Source organism: Vibrio sp. D401a (genome assembly GCF_030248515.1).
GTDB classification, from domain to species: domain Bacteria; phylum Pseudomonadota; class Gammaproteobacteria; order Enterobacterales; family Vibrionaceae; genus Vibrio; species Vibrio rotiferianus.
The window spans coordinates 17,542-36,761 of the sequence record NZ_JAHGAI010000024.1 but is presented as its reverse complement, the minus strand read 5'-3'; the positions used below and the strand labels follow the sequence as shown (position 1 = coordinate 36,761).

15 protein-coding genes are annotated in these 19,220 nt (G+C 44.7%); 4 read left to right on the top strand and 11 right to left on the bottom strand.

Features of this window, described 5'->3' with window-relative positions; all coding sequences use genetic code 11:
- Positions 1-64 precede the first annotated feature (64 nt).
- Positions 65-1,057 (bottom strand): Gfo/Idh/MocA family protein, encoded by a 993-nt coding sequence (locus KIV41_RS11685; RefSeq protein ID WP_285336461.1) that lies wholly within the window; start codon positions 1,055-1,057, stop codon positions 65-67.
- Positions 1,058-1,115: 58 nt separating this feature from the next.
- A complete protein-coding gene (locus KIV41_RS11680) occupies positions 1,116-3,749 on the bottom strand; it encodes an ATP-binding protein (RefSeq protein ID WP_285336586.1) in 2,634 nt (877 codons plus the stop codon).
- Positions 3,750-4,358: 609 nt separating this feature from the next.
- Between KIV41_RS11680 and KIV41_RS11675 the strand changes: the two genes are divergently transcribed.
- Both KIV41_RS11675 and KIV41_RS11670 read left to right on the top strand, forming a co-directional pair.
- Positions 4,359-5,792, top strand: coding sequence for a glyceraldehyde-3-phosphate dehydrogenase (locus KIV41_RS11675; protein ID WP_010451270.1), 1,434 nt, complete (start codon positions 4,359-4,361; stop codon positions 5,790-5,792).
- Positions 5,793-6,295: 503 nt separating this feature from the next.
- On the top strand, positions 6,296-6,517 hold the full coding sequence (locus KIV41_RS11670; protein ID WP_005442428.1) for a hypothetical protein: 222 nt from the start codon (positions 6,296-6,298) through the stop codon (positions 6,515-6,517).
- A gap of 154 nt (positions 6,518-6,671) precedes the next feature.
- Here the strand turns inward: KIV41_RS11670 and KIV41_RS11665 are convergent, their stop codons facing one another.
- The 4 genes from KIV41_RS11665 to KIV41_RS11650 all read right to left on the bottom strand — a co-directional run bounded on the left by KIV41_RS11665 (position 6,672) and on the right by KIV41_RS11650 (position 9,128).
- Positions 6,672-7,286, bottom strand: coding sequence for a LysE family translocator (locus KIV41_RS11665; RefSeq protein ID WP_009704775.1), 615 nt, complete (start codon positions 7,284-7,286; stop codon positions 6,672-6,674).
- Between the two features lie 108 nt (positions 7,287-7,394).
- Entirely contained in the window at positions 7,395-8,309 is a 915-nt protein-coding gene (locus tag KIV41_RS11660; protein WP_045417022.1) for a LysR family transcriptional regulator, read from the bottom strand.
- On the bottom strand, positions 8,299-8,676 hold the full coding sequence (locus KIV41_RS11655) for a nuclear transport factor 2 family protein (RefSeq protein WP_252043042.1): 378 nt from the start codon (positions 8,674-8,676) through the stop codon (positions 8,299-8,301). The genes KIV41_RS11660 and KIV41_RS11655 overlap by 11 nt, the downstream gene beginning before the upstream one ends.
- Positions 8,673-9,128, bottom strand: a complete 456-nt coding sequence (locus KIV41_RS11650) for an Lrp/AsnC family transcriptional regulator (protein ID WP_010451258.1) — start codon at positions 9,126-9,128, stop codon at positions 8,673-8,675. The genes KIV41_RS11655 and KIV41_RS11650 overlap by 4 nt, the downstream gene beginning before the upstream one ends.
- Positions 9,129-9,303: 175 nt before the next feature.
- Between KIV41_RS11650 and yjeH the strand changes: the two genes are divergently transcribed.
- The gene (gene yjeH, locus KIV41_RS11645; RefSeq protein ID WP_285336460.1) at positions 9,304-10,572 is read left to right on the top strand and encodes an L-methionine/branched-chain amino acid transporter; all 1,269 of its coding nucleotides are present in this window, start codon (positions 9,304-9,306) and stop codon (positions 10,570-10,572) included.
- 177 nt (positions 10,573-10,749) lie between these two features.
- On the opposite strand, the gene KIV41_RS11640 is transcribed toward yjeH, so the two are convergent.
- The 4 genes from KIV41_RS11640 to KIV41_RS11625 all read right to left on the bottom strand — a co-directional run bounded on the left by KIV41_RS11640 (position 10,750) and on the right by KIV41_RS11625 (position 17,155).
- A complete protein-coding gene (locus KIV41_RS11640) occupies positions 10,750-11,088 on the bottom strand; it encodes a hypothetical protein (protein ID WP_010451255.1) in 339 nt (112 codons plus the stop codon).
- 247 nt (positions 11,089-11,335) lie between these two features.
- Positions 11,336-14,386, bottom strand: coding sequence for an efflux RND transporter permease subunit (locus tag KIV41_RS11635; RefSeq protein WP_285336585.1), 3,051 nt, complete (start codon positions 14,384-14,386; stop codon positions 11,336-11,338).
- Complete coding sequence (locus KIV41_RS11630; RefSeq protein ID WP_285336458.1) at positions 14,386-15,483, bottom strand: efflux RND transporter periplasmic adaptor subunit; 1,098 nt, start codon at positions 15,481-15,483, stop codon at positions 14,386-14,388. The genes KIV41_RS11635 and KIV41_RS11630 overlap by 1 nt, the downstream gene beginning before the upstream one ends.
- A gap of 232 nt (positions 15,484-15,715) precedes the next feature.
- Entirely contained in the window at positions 15,716-17,155 is a 1,440-nt protein-coding gene (locus tag KIV41_RS11625; RefSeq protein ID WP_285336584.1) for a PLP-dependent aminotransferase family protein, read from the bottom strand.
- A gap of 104 nt (positions 17,156-17,259) precedes the next feature.
- On the opposite strand from KIV41_RS11625, the gene KIV41_RS11620 reads away from it, so the two are divergent.
- Positions 17,260-17,916, top strand: coding sequence for a pyridoxamine 5'-phosphate oxidase family protein (locus tag KIV41_RS11620; RefSeq protein ID WP_285336457.1), 657 nt, complete (start codon positions 17,260-17,262; stop codon positions 17,914-17,916).
- Here KIV41_RS11620 and KIV41_RS11615 read toward each other — a convergent pair.
- Positions 17,870-19,219 carry an ATP-binding protein gene (locus KIV41_RS11615; RefSeq protein WP_010451247.1) on the bottom strand — a complete coding sequence of 450 codons (1,350 nt, stop codon included), beginning with the start codon at positions 19,217-19,219 and terminating at the stop codon, positions 17,870-17,872. The genes KIV41_RS11620 and KIV41_RS11615 overlap by 47 nt on opposite strands.
- Between the last annotated feature and the right edge of the window lies 1 nt (position 19,220).

Sequence of the window (19,220 nt, the reverse complement as noted above, 5' to 3'; positions counted from 1 at the left end):
AAAAACACATATAACAAAGCCCTCGTTGTGAGGGCTTTGTCGTTTCTAAAGTTAAGAGATCAAGTTAGCGAGATAAAGACATCTCGTCAGCAGGGAAAACCACGCCAGTTTGTCTTCTTACTTCGGTCAACACTTTTGCGACGGACAATGAGCGCTGCTTCATTTGCTGATCAATCACACCCATTTTAAGTTGTTTCGCAAACGCCTGCGCTTCATAGAACATATGGTTCTCTTCTTGAGGTAACGTCAGCACTTCTTTGTCCTGCCCTCGCAAAATACGTTCTACACCACGCCCTGTAGCGATCATGTCCACCAGCACGCTGCCCTGTTCACCTTGAAATTCACTTGGGATGAGTGAATCGCTCACCTTCGAATGCAATAAATTCACGTTGAAGCCATCGTAAACCAGAGTCACGCTGCCACAACCATCAACACCAGAAGGCAAAAGATGAGCACTTGCTTGTACGCTGTTAGGTTCACCAAACAGCTCAACAGCAGAACCCACACAGTAGTAGCCAATGTCCATGATAGAGCCATTGGAAAACTCTGGATTGAAGGTATTTGGGTTCTCACCGTTCAGGTATTTCTGATAACGAGAAGAGTACTGGCAGTAGCTAATCGTTGCATGGCGAAGAGGAGCAATCGTCAATAGGCTCTCTTTCAACACTTGGAAGTTTGGCGTGTAGGGCGACATGAAAGCCTCAAACAACACGACATTATTCTCTTCCGCTGCTTTAAACATGGCTTGAGCCAGAAGAACATTTGACGCCATCGGTTTTTCACAGATAACGTGCTTGCCATATTCGAGCATTTTAATAGCCTGTGGCGCATGCAGCGAGTTAGGGCTTGCGATATACACTGCATCAACGTCTGAGTCTGCCCCTAAATCATCAAGGCTATCGTAGTAAGATACCGCATTGTAAGGTGCGCCAAATTCACGCGCTTTCACGACATCACGTGAATAAACCGCTTGTAGACAAAATTCTTTAGTCTGAATCGCCGCTTCAACAAATTGTTGAGAGATCCAGTTTGTCCCAATCACAGCAAGTTTGAACATGTTACTTCCTTTCCTTTATCGTTCTAAAGCCGGAGAGAGTCCGGCTTTTAGGGGCGATTTAAGCAAGCTTTAGCTCTTTAAACAACTCAAATAACTGATGCGATTTATAAGGTTTTGGTAGGTAAGCGTCCATTCCAGCTGAAAAACACTTTTGTATGTCCTCTTCCAAGACACTCGCAGTAAGCGCAATGATTGTGGTTTTGTGTTTTTTCGTTTTATCTTCCCAACGGCGAATCTCTTCCGTTGCGGTCAAGCCATCCATCACAGGCATCATGCAGTCCATCAATATTGCATCAAATTCTCCACCTTGAGTGATCGCATCCAAGGCTTCTTTGCCATTACTCGTGATAAGATAGTCATATCCCGCCTTTTCTAGGAAAAAGCTCGCGATTTTCTGATTCATTAAGTTATCTTCGGCGATGAGAATTCGTTTATGTTTACCAGCAACATACTGATCCAAAGGCTGTGCGTTTACCGCTATTTCTGCAAGAGATTGAGATTTTCTCAGTTGGATTTCCGCCAACTCAGAGATTGCTGCCTGGAAACGCTTTCCTAAAAACGGTTGAGTTAGCAGGGCATGTACTCGATCTAAACTGATATGTGTGGAAAACAAATGATGCTGACAAACAACAACCTTTTCGAGTGGAAAACGAGCCTCCAACTGTTCAAGATCTTTATTGATGTTTTGGTGTAGGCTGTAGCAATAAAATACGACGTCGAAATCATCCTTTAAGTCGCAAGCACCTTTTGCATCATCAACACCCTTTAGTTCAATGCCTGCTAATCGACATTCTCGTTCAAGCTGAGGCGAGTAGCGATAATTGTCAGAAATGAGTAGACCACGCTTTACGACTTGTGAGCGCCAGAGCTGGCGGCTTACTATTTCAACCTCAACAGAAAATTCAAAACTACTGCCATACCCTTTACTAGATTGAGCTTTAAGCTCTCCCCCCATCATTGAGACAAGCTGACGACATATAGCTAGACCCAATCCAGTCCCTCCGAATTGACGAGTAATACTGTCATCTTCTTGGGTGAAAGGTTTAAATATGTTGCTCAATTGACTTTCATCAATACCGATGCCAGTATCAGTGACTTTAAAATGTAACTCCCCTTTAGAAGCACTCTTTCGCTGATATCCAACATCTACAGATATATACCCATCGTCCGTAAACTTGATCGCATTACTAAGTAAATTGGTAATGATTTGTTTGATTCGATGATCGTCTGCTTTCACCAAAGCCGGGATACTTTCATCAAGGTTAACGTGAAGCTCAATATTCTTGCTGGTCGCTTTTGAATGGAACAGAATCAATGACTGGTAAATAACCTCTCGAATATCAGCTTCTGTCAGTGAAAGGTTGAGGTTACCGGATTCAATTTTTGAGAGATCTAAAATATCATTGAGTAGAATCAGTAATGAATGCGATGAAGTATCAATGTTTTCTAGGATCTCTTGCTGGTGACTGTCTAACTCACTGTGCGAAAGGATCTCTGTCATCCCAATAATGCCATTAAGTGGGGTTCTGATTTCATGGGACATATTGGCAAGAAAAACAGATTTTGCTCGATTCGCTGCAATAGCTGACTCGCGAGTTTTAACCAGCTCATCTGTTTTCAAACTTTGCTCTTCAATGATGTTATTCAACTGCCGTGCAAACTCGGTAAACTCATCATTACCGTCTACCGTGATTTTTGCACTGCTGCCTCTTTCATCCCTCCCACGAAGAGCATGAAGTATTGCCCCCAGCTTTGAATGGACGCGAAACCAAGTTGTTCCTCCCAAAAAGCATAGTAAGGTCACCACCAACAAGACAGTAACATTGATGATCACAAGCTCTCTTTTTTCATACTCTACTGCAGACATCAAACGCTCTTCCGCTTGAATAGAAAAACCTTTGATCAACAGAAGTAGCCGTTGCAGCCGGTAATCTAAATCCACAAGATAGAACTGAAGTTCGACTTGAGACATTTTACCGTCAATCAACTGAGAACGACTCTGTACATTCTGCCGGTAGCGAGTTGATTGAAAAAAATCGAGTAACTTGAAAACTTGCTGGCTATCCGCCCCTAAAAGCAAAAAGCTATCTAGACTTTCTTGCTGTTTATCGACCACCTTGATAAGAGTGTCCCTGTTCGGTTGTGTGTAACCGCTGATTGCAAGGGTATAGGTTAGCCATGCTTCTTTTTGCGTCCAGAAAGACAGCTCAGCCAAATGGGCTATGATGTCTTGAGTCCATTGAGAATCATCGCTTTCTAATTGGTGGTATTCCCGATTCACCGACTTGAGCATTAATGCCATCATTTGATAGGCAATATCACCCGATTCAACGACTTCATCCAGCGGAGATGAAAACACATTGAGCGCTTCTTCTTTCCACTCTAAAGCAAAATCACGTGTATTTGGGTTACGAGCAAACTGGTTATAAAACTGCTGAACTTCTTGCTGATGTAGCTCCAACTCAACAGAAAGCACATCTGTTTTTTGATGTTGTCGCTCTCGCACAGAGCGATATACAAAGTTGGCCGCATCCGAGATAGTCTTTAACGTATGAATATTGTTGACTGTTAGGTTCAGTCTTTCCACCTGCTGTGTCGTATGTGAAAACTGGAGCAATGCGAACCATGTGATAACCACGATAGGCATCATTGTTAGTAAAGCTAAACGACTCTTTATTGATAATTTCGTTATCATTTGGCTTTGCGAACCGAAAAAAAACTGACGTTCTAAAATACTAGTCCAGTTTCATACTGTCGTCGTTTTGGTCGAGTCAATCTAGAGTAAATTCTTTGTTTTGAAACACCTAAAAGCCCACTCTCTCAAGAAATCTGGTGTGGTGCAGATTTGTGTGACTTAACACAAATTTTTGAAAACCTATTTTCCTACTTGATGCCCTGAGCGACTTGTACTTAAGACTCTCTAGGAATTTCTTTGTTAAGCCCGACTTATGATTACTATTTTTGTTTACAAACAGATTCGCATCTCCTTTTTACTGAAACGGGAAATTGCATCCATCAGTTCAAATAAGACTTAGATCGTTATCATCACGAATTAAGTATCTAATTTTACTAAAGTCAATATCACTAATTGCTATACAAATCACCCTACATTCAACAGTAAATACCTAAGAATGCGGTGATTTATCTCATATTATTTTTCCTAGCAGAATAAGAGGTCACACCGTACAATTCGCACACAAAATTATTACAACCACATTACATAACAAACTCTCACACTTTACCGGTGAGGTAACAGAAGAGAGTAAAGTCAGCCCCAAAACGTGAAAGGTCCAAAACAACAATGAGTCCAGAGAAATATCTCCAAGACTGGCAAACAAGCCAAACGATTGCCGAATCTATTTCCCCTCTTATCGGTAAGCTATATCGTCAAAAAGGCATTGAAGTCGTCCTCTTCGGTAAAACACTGATCAATGCAACCACCATCGACATTCTCAAAACTCACCGAATTGCCCGCCGTTACACTGGTTCTCCCCTCTCTCTAGAACAAACCATGCCGATTATCCAAGCGCTTTGCGAAATGAGCATTTCGTCTTGTCGTGTGGATGTAGGTCAATTAGCAAATATGTACTGGCGAGATCATGATGATGCGTCCGCACTTGAAGATTTTCTTCAAACGGCGCTAAACGGCGCACGTGATGCAGATTCATCCCTCGAGGCCCGTGACGTCGTGCTTTACGGTTTTGGGCGAATTGGTCGTCTACTAACCCGTCTTTTAATCGAGAAAAGTGGCCCTGGCTACCCGCTGCGCTTACGTGCAATCGTTGTTCGAGGTGGTAAAAAAGGCGATTTGGAAAAACGTGCTAGCTTACTAAGACGTGATTCTGTTCATGGTCAATTCAACGGTAGCATTGTGGTAGATGAAGAGCGTAAGGCTCTGATTGTAAACGGCAACTACATCCAAATTATTTACGCTAACCAACCAAGCGATGTCGACTATTCAACTTACGGCATTCACAATGCACTTGTGGTTGATAACACTGGTGTTTGGCGTGATGCAGAAGGCCTAAGCCAGCACCTAGCATGTACAGGTGCTGAGAAAGTACTGCTTACCGCCCCAGGAAAAGGTGACATCAAGAACGTGGTATTTGGTGTAAACGAGTCCGTAATTAAGCAAGATGACACTATCATCTCAGCAGCAAGCTGTACGACCAACGCAATCACACCTGTGCTTAAAGCGCTAAACGATAAGTACGGCGTGCTTTCTGGTCACATTGAAACGGTTCACTCTTACACTAACGACCAAAACCTAATTGACAACTTCCACTCTGGAGATCGTCGTGGTCGTAGTGCATCTCTAAACATGGTTCTGACCTCAACAGGTGCGGCGAAGGCAGTAGCAAAAGCCCTACCAGAGCTAGCTGGTAAGCTAACGGGTAATGCTATTCGTGTCCCAACACCTAACGTTTCAATGGCAGTTGCCAACCTAAACCTCGGTGAAGATGTCGATCGTGATTCATTGAATGAGTACTTACGAGGCATGGCGCTCAATTCAGAGCTATCCGCTCAAATCGACTACACAGACTCAACGGAAGTTGTGTCTAGTGATTTGGTAGGTTCTCGTCATGCTGGCGTAGTTGACGGTCAAGCAACTATCGCACAAGACAAGCGTTGCGTACTGTACATATGGTACGACAACGAATTCGGTTACAGCTGCCAAGTCGTGCACTGTATGGAACAAATGATGGGTGTTCGTTACCAGACTTTCCCTCAATAAGGTCAACTTTGCTCCACAACGTTAACCACAATGTGTAGCGATCTATCACCTCATTTGTTGTCAAACAATAATAACTATTATCCCCCGTTTATACGCCTGATGACCCTCAGGCGTTTTTTCTTTTTTGGGCGGTTTGACATTCCTCAGACAAATCGATGCGAAATTGAACGTTAGATACCCAAATGACCTCAATATTCAGAATTCAGAGCGTTGTTACTAGCGCTAGTTCAAAGATAAATCGCTTGCGTAATAGTTCACTATTGCCGAGGGATTTATCAAAGAAATGGCGTTAGTAACACGCTCCCTAGGGCAAGTTGTCTTGGCTCGAATACTTTGTTGACGATTCTCGATTTAGAATCACTAGAACTTCAAATCGTCGCCGCGTCTACGAACCAAGACAATCTTGCTGAAACTAGAATTTTGAGGTTATTTGGGTATATTCATGTTTCGTTCATGTTCAGATTACTAATATGAACCCATAGATTGAAAGAGAGGTCATGATTATGAATCGAATTATCGTTACTGCACTAGCACTGATTACTGGCTTTTTTACTTTGGTATTTAGCCTAATCATGGCGATTCCATTGACCATCGCAGCACTGATTACTGGTAAACGTATTGAAAAACGCGTGAAGCAAATGCAACAAGAAATGCATGAAGAGTATGAATTCAATACGGGTAAGTCCGACGCAATTGAAGGCGAGTTTGAAGAAGTTCGTCGTTAACGCTTCTGAAGGTTTCACACTCCCCCTATGTTCCTGAGTAACCTTCCTTGCTGACATCCTATCTCGTTTAGAGCTAGGATGTTTTTTTGCTATATACAAAAAAGGCTACCATCTCGGTAGCCTTTCTGCTTTTTATATAATGCGTTCGACTTGGTCAAATCGTCACAACCACTCGCACTGCTAATAGCATTAAAACGATGCCAGACAGACGGTCAATCAGCACCGCTTTTGAACGAATACGATCAACGACACGTGAGTTGGATAATACCAACGTGATAAAGGTATACCACAGACCATCGACAACAAATGGCGTAGCCACGATGATCATTTGATTACTGAGATCATTTCCTAGTGCCACAAATTGGCTAAATAGTGCGATAAAGAACAAAGCAATTTTCGGGCTTAAAATCGAAATAAGAAAGCCTTCTCGCGCCGATTGTAAAACTGTCGTCTCTTCACCGGATTCGAGCTTCGCTGCCACACCACCTTTTGAGCGCAGTGCATTAAAACCGAGATACGCCAAGTAAGCAGCACCTGCCAAACTGATAGTCTTAAATAGCAATGGGCTTTGTTGAAGTACCACTGCCAAACCTATCAAGGTAATGAACGCATAAATACCGATACCAAACGCGTGCGCCCATGCGGTTGCCAAACCATTCATGCGGCCACCAGCTAACGAGTGCTTAGCTACAATCGCTAAACTCGGACCTGGCGACATTGCCCCCAATAAACACACGGTAAAAAGTGATAACCAAACTGTTAGTGTCATAAGAATCTCCCCTCTTTGACGCTAATCTATCAACGGAACAGGTATAATTAGAAATCAAAGTTTTTCATACTAACCATGATTTCAAATCATAACCTAATAAGGCATTTATTATCGGATGGAATACTCTGAAATCTGCATGACTGAACGAATCTCTTCGCGCACCCATTTATGCGCTGGATCGGTATCGTATTTTGGATGCCACATTAACCAATACTGATGAATAGGCGTTTCGAGAGGCAGTGCTTTATGGGCTAAGTCCCAGTGCTTCGCAAGATTGACCGCAATATGTTCTGGAACCACCATCAGATGTTCACTAGAAACTAAGCGATTGATGGCAGCAGAGAAGAAAGGCACTTTGAACGTAATATGACGTGTATGCCCTAGCTCTCTTAAGGCTAAGTCAGTGTAGGAATCTTTGTCCCCACCACCTGTAACTTTAATGTGGGAGTAAGAAATTAAATCTTCAACACTGATACTGTCTTGCTTTGCTAACGGATGAGAAGCTTTCATCAAACAAACTGATGAGTCTTCACCAATCTTCACACTGGATACACCTTGAGGTTTCTCTGGATACATGGAAGACGCGATATGAATACCAGTCTCGTGAAGCTTATCGAGAAAGTCTGGCTGCCACAGTCGGTACGCCATATCTAACTGAGGAGCAAAGCCACTCAAATGAGAGGCAATGTCAGGGAGGACGTATTGAGCGACATAATCACTTGATGCAAATACTAACTCCGCTTTCCAATCCTCAGGTTCAAAAGGCTTGTCATCGAGAAGGTGATCGAATTCCGCTAATAAGTCATCTAACTTCTCTTTTAGAAGCAATGCTCTTGGTGTTGGAATGAGTTGGTTACCCTGTCGAACCAATAAAGGATCGCCGCACAATTCACGTAGCTGAGCCAACTGGCGACTGACAGCCGACTGCGTAATGTGCAACCGCTCAGCCGTTCTACTTACATGGCACTCTTCGAGTAAAACATGCAAAGAACGTAATAAATTTAGGTTGATATTATTCAGCACGCTCGACCCACTTTGAACGCCACTGTGCTGCAGCGTACTCTTCTGGCCAGTATTCGACTTGCTTGCAAATCAGCCCCTCACGCACAGTGTGGAAGGTAATTGCTCGATCGGTTCGAACACCATCACTCACCACCACATCGGTAACCACTTGCTCGCCATCCGCCAAAATACGTTCAATGGTGAAGGTCCACTCACCTTCTGCGGGGTATGCAGAATTGAGCTCCGCAAAGTTCTTTCTGCCTCGAATCACTTCTTTTGTTAACGGCCAAATCACTTCACAGTCTGGTGTGAGGCACTCCGCCGCCGCAAAGAAATCATTACCCTCCATCGCTTTCCAGAAGTTGAGGACGATTTCTTTCTCTGTCATTTTACGAACTTGCTCCCTGTGGTATTAAAAAACTCAGTCAGCACAGTATGTGTCATGACATTACGAAGTTCTGGGTAACGTTGAATATGATCTCGAATCTCATTAAGGCGGGCAATATTGGGCACTTCAACAAACAGCATCATATCCGTTTCACCGCTAATGGCATGACACCACTTGACCCCATCGATTTTATACAACTCATTCGCGTAAGCATCACAATGGTGGCTGGATGCAGATGTATCAAATTTCAGCGCCAGATACGCACAAATCGTCGATTCTTCCGATGTCGCTATATCAGCGTGATAACCGAGGATGACTTTATCGGTTTCTAACTTTTTTATTCGAGCCGTGACTGCCGAGCGTGACAAACTCACATGCTCCGCTATCTCTGTAATTGAGAGACGGGCATTTTGACGTAATAGATCTATGATTTGATGATCAAATTTGTCCATAAACTCACCAAGCTTTCCTTAATTTTTCCATTCTACTCCATTACAACTTATTGAAAACCGACAATTTGAAGGTTGTCAGCATAACAACCGTCATTTTGACGGTCGACAACATCATATTGTTGTGCAGAATTTAGCTATGCTTGTCACTCGCACCATATGGAAGTTCGAGGCAGTTATGGAACAACTCAACAAAGACATCACTCTGATATCAGGCATTGGCCAACTCTCCACCACGTTAATGGGAACGGGGTTATTTATGATTCCGGCAATTGCAGCTGGCATTGCTGGGCACTTTTCTCTGTGGGCTTGGATTGTATTGTTCGTGGCTATCTGCCCTATTGCGCTTACTTTCGCACAACTTGGCAAGCGCTACCCCAACGCTGGAGGCACTGCCTTTTTTGTCCGTAAAGCCTTTAGTCCCAAATTGGAAAGCAGCGTAGCGTGGTTATTCGTTAGCGTGATTCCTGTCGGTGTTCCTGCCGCCGTTGCTCTGGCTGCGGGCTTTTTGCAACAACTGTTACCAGAGGCAATCAGCAACCACCGTTTCGCACAAATTATTACGGTCGCTCTCTTAGTTTTTGTTAATTTGCTTGGTACTAAATCATCCGGACGTCTGCAAACCATTATTGCATTGAGCATTTTTGCATTGGTTGGCGCGTTTTTATGGAAGGGCGATGTTGGAACTGCCGATCTTACGATGCCTGCAATCACTATGGATTCCACTTGGTCGATTGCCGCAGCTCTTGGGGTAATGTTCTGGTGCTTTGTCGGCATAGAAGCCTTTGCACACATGGGAGAAGAATTTAAGAATCCACAACGAGACTTCCCTATTGCTATTATCGTTGGCTGCTTTGTCGCTGGCGCAACCTACTGGGCATGCTCAGTGGTGATCCTAAAGTTTGGCGCATATGGTAGTACCGAGTTAGACAGCGCTTCCATCCCTTGGTTAAGTGCGCATCTTTTTGGTGACCATGCCAAATGGCTAATTAGTCTAATAGGTTTCTCAGCATGTTTTGCTAGCATCAACCTCTACACCCAAAGCCTAGCTCGTATGGTATGGGCACAGGCAAGGGAGTACAAACCAGCAAGCGCCATTGCTCGCGTATCGGTTCGTGGCGTGCCTGCTAATGCCACGATGATCGTTGGCGCTATCTTGCTCGCATCTTGCCTATTGGGCTCACTCTCTGGATTGGATCTGGAATTTTTCCTTAAGCTTGCCAACGGAATTTTTGTTTTGGTTTATCTACTTGCCATGCTCGCTGCATATAAATTACTGCAAGGAGCAGGCAAACTTCTCGCAGGAGTTTCGCTACTCTTATGTACCGCAGTGTTTATCTGCTTAGGCTGGTCCATGTTGTACGCCATTACTATTTTTGCTGTCCTTTCATTGCCATGGAAACAATGGCGAAAAAAGAATCATGACCAGGTGATAGAGCAGAAATAACGTTGTTTCTGCCCCATTTCTTGATAGTGATACGACTCGCCAGTCAGCCACAGCTATGCTGTTCTTATTGAAGCTAGAATCAGAATCCATTCAACTCGCGTTCTGTTAATAAACGAAACGCTTGCGAGTAAAGGGCTAGGTATTCCAACTCGTCGATTTCAAGTTACCGAATAATTTTCATCCCATTCGAGTAATAAAGGTTTGATCATCATCCACAAAAGCTACAAAGCCGCCGTGATAAATAAACACCCGACCACGTCCCTCAACTAGGCACGCTAGCTGTGGGTTCAAATCTTCTTCGTTATCCTGGCTTTGAAAAGTGCCTGTATCAGTGATTACGCCGCTGAGTGTAGGCAAATATCCATAAGCACGTTTAGCTTGATCAATCAGGCTCAATTCGCTGTCAGTAGAGAAGCAAGAGGGGATCTTACCAGCGTCTTCGATGAATATAGGTTTCAGTTCTTCAAAAGCTGTAATCACCAGCCAGTCGATGCCGTTAACATGATGGATAAACATAGAGTTTCTCGATAATTCTGATGCGGAGATTCTATCACTATCAGTTGTAGAGCGTAGTAGAAATTTAGTTACTAAAGGCGGTAATTCTCTACCAATTCCAGACACTCTCTAGGCAACTTGAAACACCTTTCTGTCCAACACCTTATTTCGGTTATATTTCGAAGCTTATACACCACTCACTTAAAGATACTCTCCCCCGTAAAGAAAGAAGGAGCCAAATGGCTCCTTCTTGAGTTTTCACTGTAGTTTATGCCGCCTCTATTTTTACGCGGAAGAAAATGGCGTAAAACAGCGGAATGACGACCAAAGTAAGAATCGTGGCAAACAGTAGACCAAACATAATGGTCACCGCCATACTCTTAAAGAATGGATCAATCAGCAGTGGGGCAACACCCAAGATTGTCGTGAATGCGCCCAGTAAAACCGGACGGGCACGGCTTAGTGCTGCATCAATTATCGCAGTATATGGCGATTTACCTTCACGAATTTCAACATCCGCTTGGTCAACCAATACAATCGCGTTTTTCACCATCATACCAATCAAGCTTAAAAAGCCGAGAATGGCCATAAACTCGAACGGTGTTTGGAAGATGATAAGCCCCACGGTGACACCAACAACCGCTAGCGGTGCCGTTAGCCAAATCACCAGTGGCTGACGCAGTGCGTTGAACATAAAAATTACCGAAAGAATCATCGCAGCAAACCCGTATGGTGCTGAAATTACAAGTCCCTCGTTGGCATCTTTCGACGCTTTATATTCCCCATACCACTTCAGCTCATACCCTGCTGGCAGCTCAATGGCTTCAATTTGACTGCGAACTTGCTTGAATGCGTCTGCCGTCAATACACCCGGCGCTGGATCCGCTTGCACCAGAATCGTCGGCATGCGATCAATTCGACGCAAGATGGCGTCTTGGTATACCATATCAACAGAGTTCACGAGTTGACTTACTGGAATATAAGCACCCACTGTCGGACTGAAAACTTCTGTATTTTCAATCGCGCGTTGGTGGCTTCGCTCACTTTCCGGCGCGCGGACAACGATTGGGATCAAATCATCTCCCTCTCGATATACACCTACATTCCGACCCGTTAAGGTTTGCGCGATAGCTTGGTTAATCTCCATCGTAGTCAGCCCATATCGCTGGGCTTCTTCTGCAGAATAGACAGGGCGAAGCACAGGGACTTGTTGACGCCAATCATCCTGAACCGCAATCAAGTTACTGTCCGCCAGCATGATGGCTTTCGCTTGCTCTGCCAGTTGGCGCAACACCGCGCTATCCGGGCCTTTGAAACCGGCTTCAACCTTCTTACCGCCTCCTCGACCAAGCATGAACTTCCACACTTTGATTGACGCATCTGGGTATTTGGCTTCTAACTCACTTTGTAGCTCACCCAGTAGCGGAGCGATCTTTGTGTAATCGTCGATATCAATCAGCAGTTGACCGTAACTTGGGTTACGAGCTTCTGGCGCGTAGGTCAGCATAAAGCGTAAGCCGCCACCACCAATAAAACTGGTGATGTTCGTAATTCCCTCTTTGGCTTTCACATCTTGCTCAATACTCGCGACCACAGTTTCAGTACGTTTGATATCAGAGCCTTGCGGTAAGTAAACATCCACAACAAATTGTGGGCGTTGAGATTCTGGCATGAAGCCAGGTGGCACAAACTTCACCCCCCAAATCGCTGCTGTCATCATTCCCAGCAACAGTGCACAACTGATGATGCGGTATTTCAATACCCATGCGAGCAGTACTTTGTAACTAGCCACTATGCGACTAGGTTTCTTATCAGCATTTACCGCTTTTACTTTGAGGAAATCGTGACACAGCATTGGCGTTACTGTGACTGCAAATACCCAACTAAGAAGCATTGAGTAAAGGATCACCCAAAACAGAGAACCTGCGTATTCCCCCATGTCCGAAGGCGATAAACCAATCGCACTGAATGCACAGATACCAACGACAGTTCCCCCTAATAAAGGCCACTTGGTTGCATCAACAACTTCAGACACCACAGCGTTGCGATCGGCGTCTGGATCTTGTTGAAAACGAACTAAGATACCGTCGGTCACTACAATCGCATTATCCACCAGCATACCCAAGGCAATTATCAACGCCCCAAGAGAGATTCGCTGCATTGCAATATCTTCTATGAGCATGATGCATAGCGTGCCTGCGACCGTTAGTAGAAGAACGAATCCGATAATGACGCCCGAGCGTACCCCCATAAACAGTAGAAGCACGACGAATACAATGCCAACCGCAGCGATCAAGTTGTCGATAAAGTTCGCTACCGATGCGCGCACAGAATCTGACTGCATCGAAATCACATTCAGCTCCATCCCCAATGGACGCTGACTTTCCAACTCGGCCAAACGTGCTTTAACTGCGTCTCCCATATCCACAACGTTACCGCCGGACACGTTGGAGATACCAAAGCCCACAGCTCGTTCACCGTTGAAACGCATCAACATAGTTGCTGGTGTTTGGTAACCGCGAGTGATGTCCGCAATGTCACCTAAACGAAGCACAGTATTGTTGTTACCCAACCCGACTTGTAGGTTTTTGAGGTCGGCAACAGAGTCAATATTGGAACTCGGGATCACGGGAATGCGCATCGCACTAGTTTCGATGCTACCTGCTACTGTGACTAAATTTTGCTTTTGCAGAACTTGAAACACTTTCTCAGCAGAGACACCGAACTCGGCTAAGCGCTCACTTGAAATCTCAACGAAGATGGTTTCTTGTTGCTGCGCCAATGTCGCTGTTTTCGCCACACCCGGAACAAGTACTATTTCACGGCGTAAGCTATCGACATAATCTTGCAACTGCTTATCACTGAAACCTTCACCTGTAACAGCAAAGAACAATGCATATACATCCGCGAAGTCATCATTCACAATAGACGGCCCTGCTCCCGGAGGAAGCAGTCTCTGTGCATCGGTCACTTTACGACGCAGTTTATCCCATACTTGTTGTAGCTCAGCAGCGCTGCCTGCAAACTCGAGTTTAATCTCGACCGTTACCTCGGACATTCCTTGCATCGAGACGGATTTCACTTCTTTGACTTCTTGCAAAGCCTGAACGGCGCCTTCGATAACATCGGTCACTTCGTCAGAGACCTCCTGCGCTGTCGCTCCTGAGTAAGGTGTCGCGATCACTGCCTGACGAATAACAAACTCAGGGTCTTCAAAACGACCTAGTTTGAGGTAGCTGATGTAACCACCTAACAGTATTAGAGCAATAAGCACCCACACACTTGTACGCTTAGCTATGGTATAACGTGCAATGTCCATCATTGTGCTCCAGCGCGATCATCCGTGTAAGGGCGAACTTCCATGCCCTCTCTCACACTTGATACCCCAGCAATGATCACCTTCTCACCCAACGAAAGATGTTCGGTAACAATAATGCGGTCTTTGTTGAGTGCGCCAATCGCCACATAACGCTTCGTTGCTTTGTCGTCACTGCCAACGACCCAGACAAATTGCTTGCCTTGGTTGTCGGGGACAATTGACGTCAGAGGTAAGGTAACTTGTTGATTCTGAGTGTTGCCTGAAGTGGAAACAGGCAGCACTTTCACCGCCATTCCCGGCAATACGTGGAAACCGTTTAAGTGCTCAAAACCCAACACGACCGGATACGCCTGAGAAACAGGGTCTGCAACGGTCGCAACCGTGCGCAGCTTTAAAGGAAAAGATTGCCCAGGAATGGCTGAGATTTCAGCAATTGCTTTCGTCCCCTCTTTACCGGAGAGCATCACTTTATGTGGAATATGGATGACCACTTCAAGATCATTAATATCATGAACGGTCAAGACAGGTGCATTAGCTTGGACTTGAACGTAGTTATCAACCAGCTTGCGTCCAACGATGCCATCAAAAGGAGCAAAGATTTGGGTGTATTCTAGATGACGCTTTGCATCTTCAACACGTGTTCGAGCAAGATTATAACGTGTCGTGATCGTATCTAAGTCGGCCTTTGAAATTGCTTGGCTTCTCTTAAAAACAGCTTGAGCACGCTCATACTCACGAGACACATTCTCAAACTCAAGTTGCGCTGACACCAATGCATTTTTTGCATCTCGATCATCTAAGGAAGCAAGCAGTTGCCCCTTGCTTACTTCATCTCCTTCCTTAACGAAAATATTGGTCAGTTTTCCACTTACTCGGAAAGCGAGATCTGCACTATCTGCAGCACGCACGATGCCATTAAAGCTGAGCTCCGTTGCTGACTGGGTTGTAACGACTTCAATAAGTGCAGGTTTGATTAGTGGTGCGACGTCTGATGCCTCACTTTCATCAGAACAACCGGTAATGCTTAAGGAAGAGATGAGCAGTGCTGAAATAGCACTCAGTTTAAGTGTGTTTTGGCCAAATTTAGTTGCGACCATATTTTCTTTACTCCAAGAGCGTGACCCATTATTGAGTAGTCACTATTGAACTTTACGCACAAGCGCAGAAGTAAACTTCGGAGTTTATTTTAAAGTCAATCTAGCTACAGGTAAACTCGAAAGTTTACCAATTATCTATTCTTGCTAGATCTAGCACAAAACAATGGCAAGCAATTAAGAGTGCGGGGGGGGGGGGGGGGATCAAGCTGATCCATCGAGGTTTTCACTTTCATTAATCCTTCAACTCAAACATCAACGCCAGCTGCTGCATCAAAGTCTCAATATTCTCTAGCGCAACATTGCCGTAGCCTAAAACCACCCCATTCCAATCACGGGTTTTAAATTCGGGATGTTCGTAATAACTCAACGGACGCAGCACAATACCTTTCGCTTCAGCACGCTGTGTCCATTGATGTTCATCAATGCCATATCGCCACTTCAACGTAATGTGGAGACCCGCCGCTTGACTGATAACACTCACTTTATTGCCAAAATACTTTTCAATCGCCGAGCACATCCGTTCATGTTTACTTTTGTATAGTCGACGCATCTTGCGAATATGACGAAGTAACCCTCCTTCCGTTATGAAATCGGCTAACGCTTCTTGCGTATGTGTAGGAGAATCACCGCTTAACGCATCTTTAACCACAAGACAGTCATCGACTAAAGATTCAGGAACGACGAGATAACCTAGGCGCAAACCGTTGAACATGACTTTACTAAACGAGCCAACGTATAAAACGCGATCATCTCTGCCCATTTGAGCCGCTAATCCCTGCAAACTAGTGTATGGCCGATGCGCAAACTGGAATTCACTGTCATAGTCGTCTTCGATTATCCAATGCGCTCTCTGTACTGCCCAGTTAATGATCTTGCTTCGTTGTTCTATGTTGAGCGTCGTCCCCATAGGGTATTGGTTACTTGGCGTGATATACAAAGCATCCACCTGACTCGATGTCACCGTTTCCACATCAAAGCCTACCTTCTCTTGCACGTACAGTGGCTCAAAATGATATTGCTGGAAATGGATCAATTTACGCATTTGTGCATATCCCGGTTGTTCCATCAGCACCGTATCGCCTTGTTTTAGTACGCTCATAGTGGCAATAGCCAACGCTTGCTGCGCTCCAGATGTAATGATGATCCGCTCTGGCGAACAGTTGACTGAGCGGCTGGAAGCAAGGTAGCTAGATAAAGCGCAACGCAATCTCCAACTGCCTTGAATATCTTGATTACCGAGTAAACACGTGCGGGATGAGTGGCGCGCAATCAGTTTCTGCCACTGTGCCATTGGAAACGCATCTAAATCTGGAACACCTGGAGCAAACGCTCGGTTTATATCGAAGCCAGCCTTAGGATCCACCCCTTCTTCAGGTGCTGCGGGTTCTGGTAAATACTGCTCTGGCAACTCCACCGCCACATAAAAGCCGGAACCTTTTTGACTGCTCAAGTACCCTTCAGCGACCAACTGTTCATACGCTGCAATCACGGTGTTTCGACTGATATCGAGTTCCTGCGCAAGCTTGCGTGTTGAGGGCAACTTTCCGCCCTTTATCCACAATCCTTTCACGATTTTTTCTCGAATAGCAAAGAATAGAGCTTGCTGGCGAGTGCCATCATGCTCATTTAAGTTCAAATCACCAACAACAATTAAAGACAAAACTGGATCCATACATAAGTTAAAACTGGCTCTCTTTAAGCTACCAGTTAATCGATACATTGCAATCAGAGATAGAGAAGCAAGCGCTCATTATCGTAAGAGCTTAAGGAGAGAAAATGTTATCCAACACCAATCGAACTGAGATTAAAAAAGGCGCGCACAAAGCAGTCTCTGATGTCGATAAACTGCACGCCATCATAGATGAAAGCCTGATCGCTCATATTGCGATAACAAACGAGTCTGGCCCTGTGGTCATCCCCATGCTGGCATGGCGCGTAGATGATTACGTGTACGTCCATGGAGCCAACAACAGTCGATTGTTGCGCTCACTTAAACAAGGAGTGCAAACGTGCCTAACCTTTACTTTGTTTGATGGTTGGGTACTGGCTCGAAGTGCGTTTCATCATAGCGCACATTATCGCAGTGCCGTGGTCTTCGGGCAGTTTGAAGTGGTGGAAGATAACCAACAGAAAGACAAACTGCTGAATCACTTTATCGAGCAAATCGCGCCGGGAAGAACGCAAAATATACGCTTGAGCAATGAAAAAGAACTCAAAGCGACCATGTTGTTACGTATTCCACTCACTGAAGCATCAGTGAAAATCAGCCATTTTGGGGTCAATGATGATGAGCAAGACATGGATCTCCCCGTTTGGGCAGGTGTCTTACCGTATAGAACGATTGTCGGCCCACTTGAGGCATATGACGGTTTATATGAAGGTCTTGCTACGCCTGACTATAGCAGCGCTTATCCTGATCGTTGGCAGGAATGAGCACAGTAAAGCGCGCTCCACCTAAGTGACTTTCCCCAACCGATAGTTTCCAATCCAATTGCCTCGCCGCACTGGTTGCGATAGCGAGGCCCAATCCAAACCCTTTTTTGTCTGCATTTCGGCTTTTATCTAGTCGGGAGAATGGCAAAAACACTTCGGAGTGCTTTTCAATCGGGATTCCGGGACCGTCGTCTTCTATATCGATCACCCAATGCTCTTTAACACGATGAATGGCTAGGTAAATATCTTTTTCTCCATATCGTGCGGCATTTTGAATTAGGTTATCAATAACTAAGTTACCAAGGGTCTGCTGAAAACGCACTTGCTCACTGTTGCATTCGATACAGCTTTCAATCACCACTTGATTTAGACCATGATAAGCAAGCCTTTCACGAGTCCATTGAAGCAGGTTAAGTGAAGTCGTCGCGTGTCCTTCTCCCTTTTTCTGAGAGCTTAGCCGAGATAGCTTTACAATATCCTGAGTAAGCTCATTGATCGAACCAACATAACGGTCGATATCATTAAACAGCTGCTCTTGCTGTTCAGGTTTACTTAACCGCGCAATATCAGTCGCAAGTTGAATCCGACTTAAGGGAGTACGCACCTCATGAGGAATCGCCTGAGTCAAAATATGGCTCTGCTTGACTCTCCTTTCAATGTCTTCCGCCATATCATTAAAGCCTTGCGCCAAACTCCCCAAAGAGTCTGAATAGGTTTTAGGATCAACTCTGCATTGCAACTCACCTGAACCAAACTCGTTATGCGCTTTCGATAGCCTTATGATTTGGCTTTCAATCGATCTGACTGGTATGTAAATCATCACCCCCAAACTGGAGAAAACGACGATAACAAGGCTTAAAACAAAAATCAGCTCTGAGTCCTCATGCCAATCAACATCTGGCCGGAAAAAATCTCTCTTTTCTTTGAACAATAAGCTTTGAGTACTATTCGGCAGAGGAAAGACTGCACCATATAAGCTGTCTTCAATGAGGTAAACCGGAATAGACTGCAATCGGTAGATCTGCTTGCAGTCATCGCAAGGCGGAGTTTCGTCCCAATGATCAAGCAGTGCAAGTTTAAATATATAAAAGTCTTGCTGACCAGTTTGAGTGAGCTCTTTATAGAGTGAACTTTCAGTACCTTTCTGAGCGATGTACTGATTGGCGAAGTATGCACCATCGTTCAGAAATATCTCTACCTCCGTCTTACGCATATATTCGTCACCTAAGAAAACAAAAAGTGACACGGTCACCGTTAGGCCAGTGATAATTGCAATGTAAAGACGAGTGAAGGTAGAAAACATA